Origin of the sequence: Paenibacillus sonchi (assembly GCF_016772475.1) — a bacterium.
GTDB classification, from domain to species: domain Bacteria; phylum Bacillota; class Bacilli; order Paenibacillales; family Paenibacillaceae; genus Paenibacillus_AQ; species Paenibacillus_AQ sonchi.
Genome location: NZ_CP068595.1, coordinates 221099 through 237803, shown reverse-complemented (window position 1 = coordinate 237803; position 16705 = coordinate 221099). Strand labels below are relative to the sequence as shown.

At 52.4% G+C, this 16705-nt stretch carries 14 protein-coding genes; 11 read left to right on the top strand and 3 right to left on the bottom strand.

Going from position 1 to position 16705, the window contains the following annotated elements:
* Positions 1 to 124 precede the first annotated feature (124 nt).
* A complete protein-coding gene (locus JI735_RS01120) occupies positions 125 to 1384 on the bottom strand; it encodes a hypothetical protein (protein WP_202676945.1) in 1260 nt (419 codons plus the stop codon).
* Entirely contained in the window at positions 1381 to 2043 is a 663-nt protein-coding gene (locus JI735_RS01115) for an S-layer homology domain-containing protein (RefSeq protein WP_202676944.1), read from the bottom strand. The genes JI735_RS01120 and JI735_RS01115 overlap by 4 nt, the downstream gene beginning before the upstream one ends.
* Before the next feature lie 326 nt (positions 2044 to 2369).
* Between JI735_RS01115 and JI735_RS37165 the strand changes: the two genes are divergently transcribed.
* The 10 genes from JI735_RS37165 to JI735_RS01065 all read left to right on the top strand — a co-directional run bounded on the left by JI735_RS37165 (position 2370) and on the right by JI735_RS01065 (position 13840).
* Positions 2370 to 3281, top strand: coding sequence for a methyl-accepting chemotaxis protein (locus JI735_RS37165; protein ID WP_039832744.1), 912 nt, complete (start codon positions 2370 to 2372; stop codon positions 3279 to 3281).
* 159 nt (positions 3282 to 3440) lie between these two features.
* Complete coding sequence (locus JI735_RS01105; protein WP_039832743.1) at positions 3441 to 4004, top strand: RNA polymerase sigma factor; 564 nt, start codon at positions 3441 to 3443, stop codon at positions 4002 to 4004.
* Entirely contained in the window at positions 3964 to 5628 is a 1665-nt protein-coding gene (locus tag JI735_RS01100; protein ID WP_039832742.1) for a DUF4179 domain-containing protein, read from the top strand. The genes JI735_RS01105 and JI735_RS01100 overlap by 41 nt, the downstream gene beginning before the upstream one ends.
* 193 nt (positions 5629 to 5821) lie before the next feature.
* Positions 5822 to 6400, top strand: coding sequence for a DNA-3-methyladenine glycosylase I (locus tag JI735_RS01095; protein WP_039832741.1), 579 nt, complete (start codon positions 5822 to 5824; stop codon positions 6398 to 6400).
* An 84-nt stretch (positions 6401 to 6484) separates the two neighbouring features.
* Positions 6485 to 7546 (top strand): 50S ribosomal protein L11 methyltransferase, encoded by a 1062-nt coding sequence (gene prmA / locus JI735_RS01090; RefSeq protein ID WP_039832740.1) that lies wholly within the window; start codon positions 6485 to 6487, stop codon positions 7544 to 7546.
* A 2-nt stretch (positions 7547 to 7548) separates the two neighbouring features.
* Positions 7549 to 8241, top strand: a complete 693-nt coding sequence (locus JI735_RS01085) for a site-2 protease family protein (protein WP_039832739.1) — start codon at positions 7549 to 7551, stop codon at positions 8239 to 8241.
* 147 nt (positions 8242 to 8388) lie between these two features.
* Entirely contained in the window at positions 8389 to 9153 is a 765-nt protein-coding gene (locus JI735_RS01080; protein ID WP_202676943.1) for an RsmE family RNA methyltransferase, read from the top strand.
* A gap of 3 nt (positions 9154 to 9156) precedes the next feature.
* Entirely contained in the window at positions 9157 to 10500 is a 1344-nt protein-coding gene (mtaB, locus tag JI735_RS01075) for a tRNA (N(6)-L-threonylcarbamoyladenosine(37)-C(2))-methylthiotransferase MtaB (RefSeq protein ID WP_039832736.1), read from the top strand.
* A 311-nt stretch (positions 10501 to 10811) separates the two neighbouring features.
* Positions 10812 to 11249: an NUDIX hydrolase gene (locus tag JI735_RS01070; protein ID WP_020428140.1), complete on the top strand. Its 438-nt coding sequence runs from the start codon at positions 10812 to 10814 to the stop codon at positions 11247 to 11249.
* A 344-nt stretch (positions 11250 to 11593) separates the two neighbouring features.
* Complete coding sequence (locus JI735_RS01065; protein WP_202676942.1) at positions 11594 to 13840, top strand: Ig-like domain-containing protein; 2247 nt, start codon at positions 11594 to 11596, stop codon at positions 13838 to 13840.
* A 206-nt stretch (positions 13841 to 14046) separates the two neighbouring features.
* On the opposite strand, the gene JI735_RS01060 is transcribed toward JI735_RS01065, so the two are convergent.
* Positions 14047 to 15036, bottom strand: a complete 990-nt coding sequence (locus JI735_RS01060; protein WP_202676941.1) for a Na/Pi cotransporter family protein — start codon at positions 15034 to 15036, stop codon at positions 14047 to 14049.
* 98 nt (positions 15037 to 15134) lie between these two features.
* On the opposite strand from JI735_RS01060, the gene JI735_RS01055 reads away from it, so the two are divergent.
* The gene (locus JI735_RS01055; RefSeq protein WP_202676940.1) at positions 15135 to 16532 is read left to right on the top strand and encodes a class I SAM-dependent rRNA methyltransferase; all 1398 of its coding nucleotides are present in this window, start codon (positions 15135 to 15137) and stop codon (positions 16530 to 16532) included.
* Positions 16533 to 16705 lie beyond the last annotated feature (173 nt).

Sequence of the window (16705 nt, the reverse complement as noted above, 5' to 3'; positions counted from 1 at the left end):
GTTTCTTTATGCTTGGAACCTTGGAGCTGTACTCAATTCGGAGAACCGGAAATCAAGGTAATGTACTGCTCTTCCGAGAATACTTTGGCTGTTCCTGTTCCGTCAGCATCCGCTCTGTATTTAATCAAGTAAGTTCCGGCGGGGGGATATTCTTGCTTTGAAGCTCGAAGGAAATATCTGAAGTACCGGATGCGCTGCCCGTGAAAGTAAGTGTGTGCCCGTCATTGCTGATCTGATCTGCGGTCGGATGAACCCAGCCGCTGATGTTATAGTAATCATTGGTGCTGAAGGTCAGCCCCTCCAAGGTTACTTCTATAATCGCATTGGTGAATTTTTCACTGCTGAAAAAATCGAAGCGGATTGTAGATACTGTGCTTCCAGGTGTAAAATACTTCGTTTTGCTGCCACCGCCGCCATCAAATCCGTAGATTAGGGAAGGCAGGGTCGGAGCTGCCGATTTTTGCAGTGTGATTTCTATAACATGTTCCGCATCCTTCGCTGATTCGTTCCCGGACGCATCCGTGGCTGTAATCACAAAATGATAGTTGCCTGCCGGAAGGTCACCGATGTTCGCTGCAGCCACAGAGCCGTCTTCAGCGCTTGTGCCCACAGAAAGGGCAGCCCCTAATTCACCCTCGTCAACCTGACTGTTTTCGTTCACGTCATTCCAGCTGTACACTTTCACTTCTGCGTCTTGTTCACTAATTGCGGCAACGGCACCGGTAAGCTGGTCCTGCGTTCCGTTATAGTTATCAACAGCCGTAAACTTGAGTACATCCACTTTAGGAGCGGTTATATCAGGAACTTCATTTTTGGTCAATGAAAAGCTGAAAGCATGTTCCGCATCTTTGGTAGATTCATTTCCCTCCGAATCAGTAGCGGTAATTACGACAGTATAGTTTCCGGCTGAAAGATCACCGATGTCCGCAGCAGGCACGGAGCCATCAGCAAGGCTAACACCCAGTGGCATGGCTGTGTAAAGCTCATCTGCATCAACCAGACCATTTTCGTTAAAGTCATTCCATGGATAAGCTTGGACCACTGCTCCTTCTTCGCTCACGGCAGATTCAGCCCCGAATAATTGATCCAAGGTTCCGTTGTAGTTGTCAACGGCCGCGAATTTTGCTGTGTCGACTTCAGGCGCTGTTGTATCGGGAGTCGGCGTCGGCTCCGGCGTAGGAACAGGTGTCGGCTCCGGCGTAGGAACAGGCGTCGGCTCCGGCGTAGGAACAGGCGTCGGCTCTGGTGTAGGAACAGGTGTAGGAACAGGTGTCGGCTCCGGCGAAGGAGTGGCGGTCTGCTCCGGATAATAAACAGATGTGTACACTGTGGAAGGAGTGGCGGTCGGCTGTGGTGAAGCTGTAACGGTTGGTGTCGCAGTCACAGTAGGCGTAGCTTGGGTGCAGGAGTTGCAGCCGCCTCTTTGACCTTAATGAACTTGGAGGCAACCAGGGCTACGCTTTGGCGGTCCGCATTTGCGGCCGGGTTGAATAAATTGCCGCCCTCTCCCTGGATGAGGCCATATTCTAGTGCGGCAGCAACTGAAGCCTTGGCATAATCGGCGATTTTTGCGCTGTCGGCAAAGGGCAGGAGGGAGCTTTTGTCCGAAGCCTCAATACCCAGAGCCCTTACAAAAATTACGATCATATCTTGTCTGGACAGCGGGCTGCCGGCGGCGAACCGGCCATTTCCCGGACCATTAATCCATCCGGCCTGATAGACAGCCTCTACAGCATTGTAGGCATAGCTGCTCTTAGGCACATCGGTGAATGTGGGAACGGAAGGTACAGTTGTGGTATCGAGGCTTAGCGCTTTTGCCAGAATAATTGCAAAATCCTGCCGTTTAAGCTGGCCTGCGGGATCAAACCTGTTGTCCCCGATTCCGCTGATGATGCCTTTATCAAGCAGCTCCATAATGGCTTCCTTTGCATAGGAGTTGTTGATATCAGAGAACAGGGCTGCGGCATTCGCCTTTGGCGATGCCAGGGGGACCGCCAAAAGCGTGATGGCCAGCAAAGAACGTGCAATCTGTTGTTTGTTCAAAAAGCATCCTCCTCAGTAGTAGAAATAAAGTAGTAGAAATAAATAAGTAAGTGTAATCACTTTATCAGATGGCTCTAAACAAACTCTAAACAAATTTCGACAATGATAGACAAAAGTTTCGGCTGCTCGCACCCTTAAGAATCATGCTGGCTGTATCATCCGTCATTGGACAGGCTTAATACATACATCCAGGGGCTTTAGTTAGAGAATATTCTTACTTTTGTAAACCAATCGGTCGAATTTACCGTTAATATGGAATATAGCCTGATGATGTTAATAGGCGAACCGCAGTTATTTAAAATTGAGTTTACGGGGAGAAATCACAGATGGACAATGTATTAGCCCAGGAAGTTACAGATGCCCTCGTTGTTAAAGCCTTGGAGAAAAATCTCGCCCTGATCCGCTTCACTCTTGACCGCAGAGTGGCTTATGTCAATGAGGTGTTCGCCAGTACAATGAAATACAGATCGGAGGATATGTATGGGATGCAGCACCGGGATTTCTGCTTCCCGGCATTTGTGAACAGTCCGGACTATGAAAACTTCTGGCAGGACCTGCTTGCCGGCAAAAGCTTTCAGGATAAAATTGAGCGGATGGACTCGGAGGGCGGTTCGGTTTGGCTGGAAGCTACTTATATGCCCATTTTTGATGAGGCGGACAAGCAGATCATTGGTGTGACGAAGGTCGCTACCAATATTACCAATAGACAAACTAACATGAGCAATCTGGTGGAACGGATGCAGCAGATGGCCGACAGCCTGAATCAGCGCGCGGAACAAGGCATTGGCCGGAGCCGGGAGCTGCTGCTGAGCATTGACAAAATTGCCGGGGTCTCCAGTGAGAACAGCCTGACGCTGGCCAATCTGCAGAGTAAAGCCGGGGATATTCAAGGCGTGGTCCAAACGATCCGTGATATTGCCTCACAGACTCACCTGCTGGCTCTCAATGCTGCGATTGAAGCGGCCCACGCCGGAGAATTCGGCCGGGGATTTGATGTGGTGGCCAAGGAGGTCCGGAAGCTGTCGGCCATGGTGCAGGATTCCATCAGCGAGGTACGGGAAAGCGTCAAGGGGATCACAGAGGAGATCGGCAGAATGTCTACGGGAATGGACCAGGTCCAGGGTACAGTGGAAGAAAGCCAGCGGCAGATTGAAGTAGCTCTCCGCGAGTTTACAGAGATTGCCGCCTCCGCCCAGCAGCTGGACAATCAAGCGCGTGAAGTACTGGATATCATCTGATGCTTCCGCAATGTACTTAAATACCGGTTTTGAATACTACATAGGCAGCATGGGCCCTTTAACTGAAAGGAGGCCATGCTGCTTTTTTCGCAAGAAATGAACCTTTTTCCAAGCTTGTTTGTTAAATACTTAGGCAGACAAGAAAGGAGGGCCCGTGAATTGGAGAGCAACCGGGAATTGTTCGAAACCTACAATAAGGATGTGTACCGGACCTGCTATTACATGGTGCATGATGCGGCGGATGCCGAGGATCTGTGCCAGGAAATTTTCATTACGGTTTTTCGCAGCAACTGGCAGAGTGTCGAATATCTCAAGTCCTGGATGATGAAGATCACGGTAAATACCTGTCTGAATCATTTGAAGCGGCGGCGGAGCCTGCAGCAGAAGGTGGCGGCGAATCTTCATTTTTTTCAAGGGAAAAGTGTGGTGAACACAGTGGAAGGACTTATTGAGCAAAAGGAAACCTCCCAGGAGTGGATGATCCATCTCTCGCGGCTCCCGGTGAAAATCCGGGCGGTGCTGACCTTAAGGTACATGCATGACTTCAGCCTGGCTGAAGTATCTGAGGCGCTGTCCATTCCGCTCGGAACGGCCAAATCAAGGCTGCATAAGGGTCTGAAGCTGATGAAGAATGTGCTGCTGGAAACTGGAATCCCGGAACAGGAATGGAAAGGAGAACACTATGAACAAGCTGGAGCATGTACTCAAGCATCAATTAAATGAAGATAAGGCTGTCAAATATCCCGATTTCGAGGAAATGTGGACACGCATAGAACAAGCAGAGCGCAGCTCTTCCGGGCTCCGGGGCAGCAGCACATCTGCGGGCTCCCGCCGGACCCGAAGCTGGAGCAAAATTGCTGCGGCTGCTTCGCTTAGTGTGCTGGTGGTTGCGGCTCCTGTATATGCAGCGATTCATTATAATTGGGGCAGCCTTTTAAGCAGTAAAGAGGGAATTCAGACGGCATTGGACCAGAACCTGGGACAGCGGCTGGGTCAATCCATAACGAAGGACGGGGTAACGCTTACGCTTCAGACAGCCGTTGTGGATGAGAACCGCACGGTTATTCTTTATAGTCTGGATGTCGGAAAACATGTAAGCACCGATTTTTGGAGTGTAAAAGGCATGACCTTGAAGGGGACAAATGAGAATTCTAAGGAAGAAGAGTATAACTACGAGCAATGGGATGAGGAGAACCAGCGGTACAACGGCTATTTCGAAAGTGACTGGGTGCCCGGGCAGGATACAGAGCAGGTAACCTTGTCTGCGGAAGCGGTGACAGCCACAAGCACGCAGGATCTGGAGATTCCGCTGGATATCGGGTCCCTGGAGATGCAGAGCTTTCCAATAGGCAAGGAAGGCATGAAAAAAGTGGAAATCAGGCCCTTTGCCCAAAGCAAAGACAAGCTGCTGCTCTCCTCGGCGGTTACATTCGATGATCCTATGAACCCGAAAGGGATCTTTCCGCGGATTGTTGCCTACAACGGCACAACCAGGATAAAAGATTTGTCTGGCGGCACTTTCGGTGAACCGGGAGAGCACGGGGAATACAAGATGAATCAGTATTTAAAGACAGACGATATTGCTGCAGGGCAGACGGCCTTCAAGCTGGAGTACACTAAGCAGGAACAGAACATTTCCGGGCCATGGAACTTTGAGCTGGAATTAAGTAAAAAACAGATGGAAAGCGGAACGCATATACAGGCTCTGAAGCTTCCTCTGGAGACGGGCGACACCGATAACACCATCGAGAAATTGTCGGTTACTCCCACGCAAATCCGTCTCTCCATAAGAACAGAGGGCAAAAGCTTCAGACGGCAGATGCCATATCAAAAATATTATTTAGAGGTAAGCGGCAAAACCCTTGAGGGGAGATACTTTGGATATTCCAAGGAGGACTCCAAGCTGCTTAATCTTCGTTTTGAGCGTCCTCCAGGACTGTTGGTTAACGAGAGCACGCCGATTACTTTTGTCGGCAAATATAAAGTCACGATTCATACCGAAGATAAAGCCCCGACGCTTTTAACGAATATATCTACGGAGAAGCAGACCTTGATCCGCGAAGTTGGCGGTTATCCGGTGAAGTGGACGTATTACATGCAGGGAAAAGATCTGTACATCGAAACGGGCAGTGAAGATCCTCATTTTGGCGGGATCAACCAGACCCATCTGGGCGAGAGCTACGATAATCTTCCCGGCAGGCCTGTAACCCCCGGTTTCAGCGGGGACGGGAACAATAAATCCATTGATGTCTATAAAGACTTCAAAGACACAGAGGCTTCTGTCTATATGTACTATTACACGGCTGACGATCCCGATAAAGAGACGCGGGTTCAGCTGCAGCCTTAAATTCTCAGTGCTGATGAGGATAAGGAAGAAACTGTTTTTTAAAAGCTTGGAGGTGTCCAGAACCCGTGGCGGGTGCGGACGCCTCTTTTTTTGCCACGAATCGCTGCTGCGTGCGTATGGTAAGGGAGGCTTTTGAGCTGGTATTATTAATTTGATTCTGAGGCATATAGCTGAAAAAGGAGAGAGCCCAATTTTGCAGATTACACGCTGTGCCTGGGTCAATGAAGACCCGCTGTATATTGCTTATCATGATGAGGAATGGGGCAAGCCCCTGTACGACGACCGGAAGCTGTTCGAGCTGCTGATGCTGGAGGGCATGCAGGCCGGGCTGAGCTGGTATACGGTTTTGAAAAAACGGGAGCACTTCCGTGAAGTGTTCGACGGATTCGACCCCGGGAAGATTGTGCTGTATGACGAAGCCAAAATCGAAGCCTTAATGCAGGACACGGGAATTATCCGCAACCGGCTGAAGATTCAAGCGGTCATTCAAAATGCTGCGGTGTTTCAGGAGATTAGCCGGGAAGCGGGCGGTTTTGCAAAATATCTCTGGAGTTTTACGGGCGGAGAGCCGGTGATTAACCAGTGGAAGACAAGATCCGAGGTTCCGGCTACAAGTCCGCAGTCCGACCAGATGAGCAAGGCGCTGAAGAAAAAGGGGATGAAGTTTGTCGGCTCCACCATATGCTATGCGTTTATGCAGGCGTCCGGCATGGTGGATGACCATACGGCGGATTGCTTTTGCCGCAGCAGTCAACAGGGTCCGGGCAACTGAGGGGCAGTTTGGCGCTACCCGGGCAAGTAATGGTATACTGTTAAATGTTCAATGGTTACAAAACTTTTAGGAGGACCCACACACATGTTATGGCACGAACTGACGGTACATACAACAGAAGAAGCACAGGAGATGATATCCAATCTGCTGTATGAAGCCGGAGCAGGCGGTGTTTCCATTGAGGAATCGGGGACGCTGAACAAAGCACGGGACACCCGTTACGGTGAATTATACGACGAACCGCTCAATGATATCCCTGAAGGGGAAGCTGTGATTAAAGGCTATTTTGCCGAAGCTGTCTCCATGGATGATATTATAGAAGAACTTGCTCCGAGAGTTGCAGAGCTGCGCGGGTTCGGGATTGATCCCGGCAAGGCGCTGATTTCCTGGAAAACGGTGGATGAGGAGGATTGGGCGCATGCCTGGAAGCAGTATTTCAAGCCGCTGCGTGTATCGGACAGGCTGACGATTAAGCCGACCTGGGAAGAATATACCCCTGTAGACGCTGCTGAAAAGATTATTGAACTTGATCCCGGCATGGCCTTCGGAACCGGAACCCATCCGACCACGGCGCTGTGCCTGCGCGCACTGGAGCAGCATATCCAAGGCGGCGAAGAGGTGATCGACGTTGGCACGGGCTCCGGCATCCTTGCCGTAGGTGCAGTTCTGCTGGGGGCAAAGTCGGTGCTGGCGCTGGATCTGGACCCGGTGGCAGTGAACAGTGCGCGCGAGAATGTGGCGCTGAACCGGCTGCAGGATAAGATTGCCGTTAAGGAAAGCGACCTTCTGTCGCTGCTGGGCGGCGGCGAACGGGCGCTGGATACGGCGGCCGGAGAGATGTGGCCTTCGGCCAGACCTGGCCATCCGGTGGATACCGGGTTGGATTCATCCGGTTTGGCGGGCGAAGCGGCGTATGGCGTTACCCTCCCGGTGAAGATTGTGGTCGCCAATATTTTGGCGGAGATTATTGTACTGTTCACGGATGATGTCTACCGTGCCCTGCAGCCGGATGGAATCTATATTACCTCCGGTATTTATAAGGATAAGGAAGAGGTCGTGGCGAAAGCGCTGGTGTCTTCCGGTTTTGAGATTATGGAAGTATCCCGTGAAGAAGACTGGGTGGCGTTTACAGCCGGAAAGAGGTAAAGATGGATTCACTTGATCGAATTCTAGTATATCCCCTGCAGCAGCTTCCGTTTTTTCTGATTACGATTGTGATCGCATTTACTGTGCATGAGTTCGCCCACGCGTACTTTGCCAATAAGTTCGGCGATCCGACAGCTAGGCTGCTTGGCCGCATGACGCTGAACCCGGCCGTTCACTTTGATCTGTTCGGTATTATCCTGCTGCTCATTGCCGGATTCGGCTGGGCACGTCCGGTTCCGGTGAACCGCGACAACTTCAGCCGGCCCCGGCTGATGGGGGTTATTGTGTCCGCCGCCGGACCGCTCAGCAATTTTTTGCTGGGGATTATCGGTGCGCTGATCTATGCTGCACTTTATGCAACGGGGGTAATGGATTCCATTGCCAATGAACAATTGTTAAGAGCAGTTTACTGGTTCTTCGGCATGTTCATTCCGTTCAATTTCTTCTTGTTCCTGTTTAATCTGATTCCGCTGCCGCCTCTGGACGGCTACCGGATTGTAGAGGATATCGCACCGCGGCCGATCCGCGGCAAGCTGCAGCAGTATGAGCAGTGGACGGTCTTTATCTTTTTGCTTATTGTCTTTATTCCCGGATTAAGCGCTTATACGATCGGGCCATTGAATTCCTGGTCCCTGCAAATAGCAAATGATTTCATTAATATGTTTCTTAGCCTGTTTGGATATGGAAAGCTGTAACCGGGACTGTTCACAGCCAGGCAAACGTTGTATGATGTAACGTGGTATTTTTAGCGGGGAATTGATGTGTGCAGAGCGGCGGCAGGGAACCTGGGAAGCAGGAACGCTGCCGCTTTAATGCTGAACAAGGGACAGGATGATGAGTAGATGCAGCGTTATTTTGTAACACCGGAACAGTTTCATCCGGACATGGTAGTGATCGGCGGAGAGGATGCCCGCCATATCGCCAAGGTTATGCGCGGCAAGGCCGGAGACAAGCTCATCGTCAGCGACGGAGTCTCCCGGGAGGCGCTGGTGGAGATTGCCGGGATTGAACCCGGTGAAGTGACCGTAAATATCCTGGAACTGCTGGATATGACGCATGAGCCGCAGATCAAAATCACAGTGGCCCAGAGTCTGCCCAAAGGAGACAAGCTGGAGACGGTGATTCAAAAATGTACCGAAATCGGCGCGGTAGCCTTCGTTCCTTTTCTCTCGGAGCGTACGATTGTGCAGTATGACGAGCGCAAGGAGAGCAAACGGCTGGAGCGCTGGCGCAAAATCTGCAAAGAGGCCGCCGAGCAGGCACACCGGAACATCATTCCGGACGTGCACCCGCCGCTCAGCTGGAAGCTGCTGCTGAAGAGCTTCAGCGGGTATGACGCTGTGTATTTCTGTTATGAAAAAGAAGAAGGCCTGCAGCTCCGCAGCGCGGCTGCTCCCTGGTTGTCCGCCCTGCCGCCGCAGTCAACAGGCAAGGTCATGGTTGTTGTCGGCCCTGAGGGCGGCTTCAGTCCGGAGGAATGCCGTGCGGCTGAAGAGGCCGGGGCGGTGTCCGTCGGGCTTGGACGGCGCATTTTGCGCTGCGAGACGGCAGGCATGGTAGCCGCAGCCTGTATTTTATATGAATCCGGAGAAATGGGGGGAGCTTGAACAATGCCATCCGTAGCATTTTATACTTTAGGTTGTAAAGTGAATTTCTACGACACTGAAGCAATCTGGCAGCTTTTCAAAAATGAAGGTTACGAGCAGGTTGACTTCGAAGGGCCCGCCGATGTCTATTTGATCAACACCTGTACAGTAACCAACACCGGCGACAAAAAAAGCCGCCAAATGATCCGCCGCGCCGTGCGCCGCAATCCGGAGGCGATTGTGGCTGTAACGGGCTGCTATGCACAGACCTCGCCCGGTGAGATTCTGGATATTCCGGGGGTTGATCTCGTGATCGGGAACCAGGACCGCGAGCATATCATGACCCATGTGAAGAACATCCAGGAATCCCGCCAGCCGGTGAACGCTGTCCGCAACATTATGAAGACACGGGAGTTTGAGGAGCTGGATGTGCCGGGCTTTGCCGACCGGACGCGGGCTTTTATGAAAATCCAGGATGGCTGCAACAACTTCTGCACCTTCTGCATCATTCCCTGGTCGCGCGGCTTGTCGCGCAGCCGTGATCCGAAGTCGATTGTTGCCCAGGCGCATCAATTGGTGGAAGCCGGATACAAGGAATTCGTCCTGACCGGAATTCATACCGGAGGCTACGGGGATGATCTGGAGAATTACCGGCTTGCCGATCTGCTGTGGGAGCTGGATCAGGTAGACGGGCTGGAACGGGTGCGCATCAGCTCGATTGAAGCCAGCCAGATTGACGGGAAGCTGCTGGACGTGCTGAACCGCAGCTCCAAAATGTGCCGTCATCTGCATATTCCGCTGCAGGCCGGACATAACGAAGTGCTGAAGGCGATGCGCCGCAAATATACGACAGAAGAGTATTACGCCAAAATGGAGCTGATCCGGCAGGCGATGCCGGATGTAGGCATCACGACGGACGTTATTGTCGGCTTCCCGGGTGAAACCGAGGAAATGTTCCGCGCCGGCTACGATTTCATGAAGGCGGTCAACTACTCGGAGATGCATGTATTTCCGTATTCCAAGCGTACAGGGACTCCGGCAGCACGGATGCTGAACCAGGTGGATGAGGACATCAAGAACGCCCGCGTTCAGCAGCTGATTGACCTCTCCGAAGAAATGCAGCTGGCCTATGCCCGCAGGTTCGTCGGCAAAACGGTATCCGTCATTGCCGAGAGATCGGCCAAGAATGCTCCCGGACGCAGCATACAGCATGGCTTCAGCGATAACTATCTGCAGGTATTCTTCAACGGCGATGACTCCCTGCAGGGGGAGCTGTGCCAGGTGAAGATTACCGAAGCAGGAGTGAACGAATGCCGTGGTGAGCTGGTCAGCGTGAACCGGAGCGGGCTCCGCCGGATTGTGCAGTAGGGCTTCGTCCACAATCTTTGGTATAACTTTTTCCACTTCGCTGCGTGGTTTTACGAAACGCCCCACATTGTGGGGCTATTTTGTTATTAGGGTAATATATTCAAGAAGAGCATAAGCTTACGAAGCAAGTTTTGCCCGAAGTAAATCGATGATGCAACACAGGCAAAACCAAGCATAGGCTTACGAAGCAAGTTTTGCCTGAAGTAAATCAATGATGCAACACAGGCAAAACCAAGCATATGCTTACGAAGCAAGTTTTGCCTGAAGTAAATCAATGATGTAACACAGGCAAAACTTTTAGGAGGATGAATATGGCATATAAGCAGATTTCAGCGGGCGGAGTGGTCTACCGGCAAGGGGCGGACGGTCTGGAGGTTCAGCTCATTGTAGACCGGTATGGCAGAATTGCGCTGCCCAAAGGCAAGATGGAGCAGGGGGAAACTGTGGAGGAAACCGCACTGCGCGAAATCCGTGAGGAGACAGGGACAGTCGGGGCAATCAAAGCGCCGATTGATGTGATTAAATATACGTTTCAGCATCCGGTTCACGGCTTAGTGAATAAGGAGGTTCATTATTTTCTGGTGGAGTCTGTAGGCGGTGAGACTAAGGCACAGACTGAGGAGATAAACGCTGTGGAATGGCATGATCCGGCGGCTGCCTGGATACGGGGAACAGGCAACTCGTACTCGAATAATATCCAGGTTTTGCGAAAAGCTTTATCGCTGCTGGGAGTGAAGACGTCTATATAAAGCGAACTTGAAAAACTAACAAAAGGGAAAAGGGGTGTAGGGGAAGTTTGGAACTGTAGGAGCGTTAGCGACCGCCTTTGTATCCGGATTTCATCCGCTAAAAACAGCATGAATCAAGAAATCTGGATACAACAGCGGCCGGAAGTCCAAACATTCTCCGTAGTCCCGACTAAGCCCCTAATGTAAATATCTTAAGTTCACTCTATATAGTTAGAAAGTCCCGAATTTGGCTGCTGCTGAAAAAAATTTGGAAATAGGGTAAACACTCAGGCCGTAATTGTCGATATAGGTGGAAGAGTGTGGAAAATGAGCACCGACAATTTTAATGCCTAAGGAGAGAAACAATGACTGTGTACAGGAAAATGACGAAAATGATCCTCATTATGATATTGCTGACCTTTGCAGTTTTTCCGGTAAACGTCTTTGCAGCTACTGGCGACCTCAATTCCATTGAATTCGACAGCTCCGCAAAAGTAGAGCTTACCGTTGGACAGACACCCAAGCAGCTTAAGGTCTATGCCAGCCTGGAGGGGTCTTCTTCCAAAAGGGATATCACGGCTGCAGCGATCTGGACTTCTTCCAATACGAATGTTGTCAAAGTAGCCAACGGACTGCTAACAGCGGTAAACAGTGGTACTGCGATGATTACAGCAACGTACAACAATGCGATCGCTACCCTTGAGGTATCCGTAACTCATCCCTTCAAGGAATTAACATTGGAGCGCAGCTCCGATGGCAACTATAAACTCGGCGACAGTGAAGAGTCTCTGCGGGTCAAAGCCAAAGTCGTTGGCGGAGAATCAGCCACATCTGTAAAAGATGTGTCAGCCGATGCGGACTGGACCAGCTCCAATCCGAATGTACTGACGATTGAGGACGGCAAAATCACGCTTGTGGGTGAAGGGAAGTCGACAATTACGGCCAAATACAAAGGGTTGACTGCCACTTTCAAGGCCGTGGTGCAGCTCCCGTATTCAGCCATTGTGCTGAAGGATAAGGCGAAAGACACTGCCGTCAAGGAAATGGAACTGCTGGTCGGCGACTCACCTGTGCAATTGTCCGCAATGACCAAAGCAACCGAAAGCAGCCCGGAAAAGGATATTGCTGCGGATGCGAACTGGACAACCTCCAATGAGAGCATTGCCAAGGTGGATGCCGGTAAAATTACAATAGAAGGAACAGGCAAGGCTGTTATTACAGCGAGCTATCTTGGGGTTTCCAAATCAGTAGATATCTATGTGCGTGCGCCATATGAGGCGCTGCTGCTGAACCCTGAGGGCGATCAGACTCTTTTTCTTGGGGAAAGCCTTAGGGTTAAGTCTTTCGTCCGGGATGCCGTGAATTCGTCCCAAAATCAATCTGTACGTACGGTCTGGAGCTCTGACAATCAGCTGGCAGCGACAGTGACAGCCGATGCTGTGGCTTCAGAAGATGCCGCAGCTACCGTAATGGCCAAGGCAGTTGGGACTACAGTGATCAAAGGGGAGTATCTCGGTGTCAGCAAGTCATTCAAGCTTACGGTATTGCCGACCCTTACTGAATTAACTGCAGATAAAACCGAGCAGGAGCTCTTTACGGCGGACTCCGAGAGTCTGCCAAAAGTAACCGGAACAAAGTATGACGGCACCAAGCTTGAGATTAGTGATCAAATCGAGTGGACTTCCGCCGATGAAGAGATCGTCCGGATCAAGGACGGCAAGCTTGTCGGCGGCAAGGCAGGCACGGTTACCCTTACCGGTAAGATCAAGAATAGCACTGTTGCAGCATCCCCTTCGGCCATCCGCAGTAAAAGTGTGGAACTGAAAGTGACGGTTCTGAATAAAGTGCTTGTGCTGATCGGGCCTGAAGATCCGCAGAGTCTGGTCATTGGCGAAGAGAAGCCGCTGCCTGGTGTTAAAGCGGTGCTGGAGAACGGGGATGAGCTGGATGTCACCCCGACGATTAAATGGGAGTTCAGCGGCAGCAATGCAGTGGTCAAACAGACAGCCGCCGGCAAGACAATGAAGGGATTATCCAAAGGCTCGGCGACTCTGAAAGGTACGTATTCCAATAAGACCATCAGCATTCCGGTAACTATTGAGCAGAAGGTTGTGAAGCTGCTGGTAGAGCCAAGCGTGCTTGAAATGAACATTAAAGCCTCCAAATCGATCAAAGTGACAGGAACCTTCTCGAACGGTAAAACAGCGAATTTCTCCGGCGCTATGAACTGGGAGTCCTCCAATACAGCAGTGGCTACAGTTAGAGGAACTTCGGTAAAAGCGGTTGGTGAAGGTACAGCGACACTGACAGGGTCCTACCAGGGAATTACGGCAACGGTAAAGATTACTGTTGTGCCTAAGCTGACCAAGCTTACGGTCAGCGAAACCAGACTGAAGCTGGCGCCGGGCGCTTCGCAAGGAGTAGTGGTAACTGCTCTGTATGATACCGGCAATACAGCCACGGTCACAGGAAGCACGGTATGGACAAGCTCCAAGCCTTCCGTAGCCAAGATCAGCGCTTCCGGAATCATCACTGCTGTTGGTAAAGGCACAACCTCAATCAAGGGCAAATACAATAACAAAACGGTAACGGTATCTGTTACCGTGAAATAAATGGATTCTCCATTCGATCGGTGAATCTGTCCACAAGAAATTTCACAGACCCGCAGACCCGCCTTTAAGGGGGTGGCGGGTTTTTTCGTTCCCCTGGCTGCTTCTCTGAAGCGGTCAGGGGAGAATAGCATTAGAACTGCAGAGCGGATTGAAGTATAATGATACAGCATCATACAGCACCCGCATGCTGGCGGAAGCACAAGCAGTTACGGTTGCAGCCGTTCCTCCAGCCGGGTCCATACCGGCAGGTAGCACAGCGGCAGCACACCAAGGGAGCAGACGACATTGAAGATTGTCTGGGCATGGGCGAGCTGGGCGGCGGGACCGCCGCCCATCCAGGCGGACAAGACCTGCAGCTGCTGAATAAAGGGCAGGAACAGCAGGGCGCCGCCGACATTAAGCGCTACATGCGACCCGGCGACGAATTTGCCGGAAGCCGAGCCGCCGATTGCAGCGATTACGGCTGTGACGCAGGTGCCGATGTTGGCGCCAAGCACGATGGCGATGCCAAGTCCGGGCGGCATGACACCGGAGCTGGCAAGGCCCATAGCCATGCCGATGACCGCCGCGCTGCTGTGGAGCATCGCCGTCAGGCAGGCTCCGGCAGCCAGCCCCCAGAGCGCGCTGGTTGCGGCATGGTCCAGGAACCAGCGGAAGAGGCCGCTGGCCTGCAGGGCGGGACCGATCGACTGCATGACCGCGATGCCCCAGAGGACGAGCGAAAAGCCGGCTGCGGCCAGGCTGATGAACTGCAGCGGTGTGGCCAGCTTGCGGCAGGAGGCGGCTATCCGTGTGCTTGGGGCTGGCAGCTCGCCGAGCAGGACGGCCGCCGCCCACAGGCACAGCGACAAGACCAGCAGCGGCGCGGCCATCCGGCTGATCTGCAGGCCGATCAGCTCTGTGGTCAGGCAGGTGCCGATGTTGCTGCCAAGGATAATGCCCAGTGTCCGGGCATACGTCAGCAGTCCGGCATTAACCATGCCGATGGTCAGTACCGTTACGGCGGTGCTGCTCTGCAGCAGTGCCGACAGCAGGCTGCTGGCGATCAGGCCTTTTAACGGTGTGGAGGTTGCTTTATGCAGGGTCCGCGTGAGCAGGGGACCGGCGAGCTTCGCCAGCGCCGCTTCCATCAGCTTCATGCCGGCGAGGAAGATTACAAGACCATATATGACAGGGAACAGCACATCACGGATCATAAGGGCAGGCTCCTTTGAACGGGGTTGTACACCAATATATGAATGCAGCGAAGTGGACATGTATAGAATCCATCAACAAGAACAGGGAGTTGAAAGTATTGGCATCAGTTATCTTGGAACGCAGCCGTAAAAAAAGACTGGAGCAGGGCCATCCTTGGGTTTACGCCAGCGAGGTAGCCTCTGTAGACGGCGATCCGCAGCCTGGCGGATTAGTGGATGTGTTTAATCATCAAGGGAGATATCTGGGGACGGGTTATTACAATCCCGTTTCGCAGATCCGGGTGAGAATTCTCGCCCGGAGTCCGCTGGCGGCTATGGATACCGCTTTTTTTGCCGGGCGGTTGGCAAGCTGCCTGCGCCATAGACAGCGGTTTCTGCCGGGAGCGGATGCCTACCGCCTGGTATATGGCGAAGCGGATTTTCTGCCCGGCCTGATTATCGACCAGTTTGGCGAGGTCCTGGTAGTGCAGCTGTTGACGCTGGGAATGGACAAGTGCCGCGATCAGATTGTGCAGGCGCTGGTAGAAGTCGTTGCCCCGCGCGGCATATATGAGCGCAGCGATGTCAGCGTGCGCGAGCTGGAAGGGCTTGAACAGAGAACCGGAGTGCTGTACGGGGAGTGCCCGCGCCACATTACGATGAGTGAGAATGGCCTCAAGGTGATCGTTGATATAGAAGAGGGGCAGAAGACAGGATACTTTTTTGACCAGCGCGAGAACCGGGCTTCCATTGCTCCGCTGATCCAAGGCTGGGGCGGGCGCAGCGGGATCACGCTGCAGGAGGTGGCGGCAGAGGACGGAACCGTTCAGACGCTTCCGGTCAACAAAAGCGGCAAGCCGGTTACCTTCCCTTATTGGGACGGTGCGACGGTGCTGGAATGCTTTGCGCATACCGGCAGCTTCACTCTCCATGCCTGCAAATATGGGGCCAAGAAGGTGACCTGCCTGGACGTTTCCGCACATGCCATCGAAAGCGCCAAAGCCAACGTAGAGTTGAACGGCTTCAGCGACCGGGTGGAGTTTGTGGTAGACGATGCGTTTGCCTTCCTGCGCAATCAGGTAAAAGGCCTTGAAGAGCGCTCCGAGCGGGCCACCGGTACATTGGATGCCAAAACAGGCACCAAACCTGCCTCCAAAACAGATACAGCCAAGCCAATGACCGCCGGCGGCGGGCGCACCTGGGATGTTGTTATTCTCGACCCGCCTGCTTTTGCCAAGACCAAAAGTGCGGTGGCTGGAGCCTGCCGCGGCTACAAGGACATTAACCTGCACGGCATGAAGCTTGTCAATGAGGGCGGCTATCTCGTAACGGCAAGCTGCTCCTACCACATGCAGCCGCAGCTGTTCCTCGACACCATCGCCGAAGCGGCGAAGGATGCCGGCAAAGTGCTCCGCCTCATTGAGTGGCGGGCCGCCGGCAAAGACCACCCGCAAATTCTCGGTGTGGACGAAGGCCACTACTTGAAATTTGCCATTTTTGAGGTGCGCAGCAAATAAACGCCGTATTTTATGAGTTCAACTGGAAAACCTGAAAGCTTGGGGAACGTGAGTGAGGCTCATCAGGAACTAAATCTTAGTGGAAAAAGTAAAACTAATTCGCCGAAATTCGGCCTACAGCAGATTTAAGGGAAAAGGCTCTTTTGACGCTAAATCCCCGAAATCTGTTGTAT

Coding starts and splice junctions, on each gene's coding strand:
- JI735_RS37165 (WP_039832744.1), top strand. CDS start 2,370: ATGGACAATGTATTAGCCCAGGAAGTTACAGATGCCCTCGTTGTTAAA.
- JI735_RS01100 (WP_039832742.1), top strand. CDS start 3,964: ATGAACAAGCTGGAGCATGTACTCAAGCATCAATTAAATGAAGATAAG.
- prmA (WP_039832740.1), top strand. CDS start 6,485: ATGTTATGGCACGAACTGACGGTACATACAACAGAAGAAGCACAGGAG.
- JI735_RS01085 (WP_039832739.1), top strand. CDS start 7,549: ATGGATTCACTTGATCGAATTCTAGTATATCCCCTGCAGCAGCTTCCG.
- JI735_RS01080 (WP_202676943.1), top strand. CDS start 8,389: ATGCAGCGTTATTTTGTAACACCGGAACAGTTTCATCCGGACATGGTA.
- mtaB (WP_039832736.1), top strand. CDS start 9,157: ATGCCATCCGTAGCATTTTATACTTTAGGTTGTAAAGTGAATTTCTAC.
- JI735_RS01070 (WP_020428140.1), top strand. CDS start 10,812: ATGGCATATAAGCAGATTTCAGCGGGCGGAGTGGTCTACCGGCAAGGG.
- JI735_RS01065 (WP_202676942.1), top strand. CDS start 11,594: ATGACTGTGTACAGGAAAATGACGAAAATGATCCTCATTATGATATTG.
- JI735_RS01060 (WP_202676941.1), bottom strand. CDS start 15,036: ATGATCCGTGATGTGCTGTTCCCTGTCATATATGGTCTTGTAATCTTC.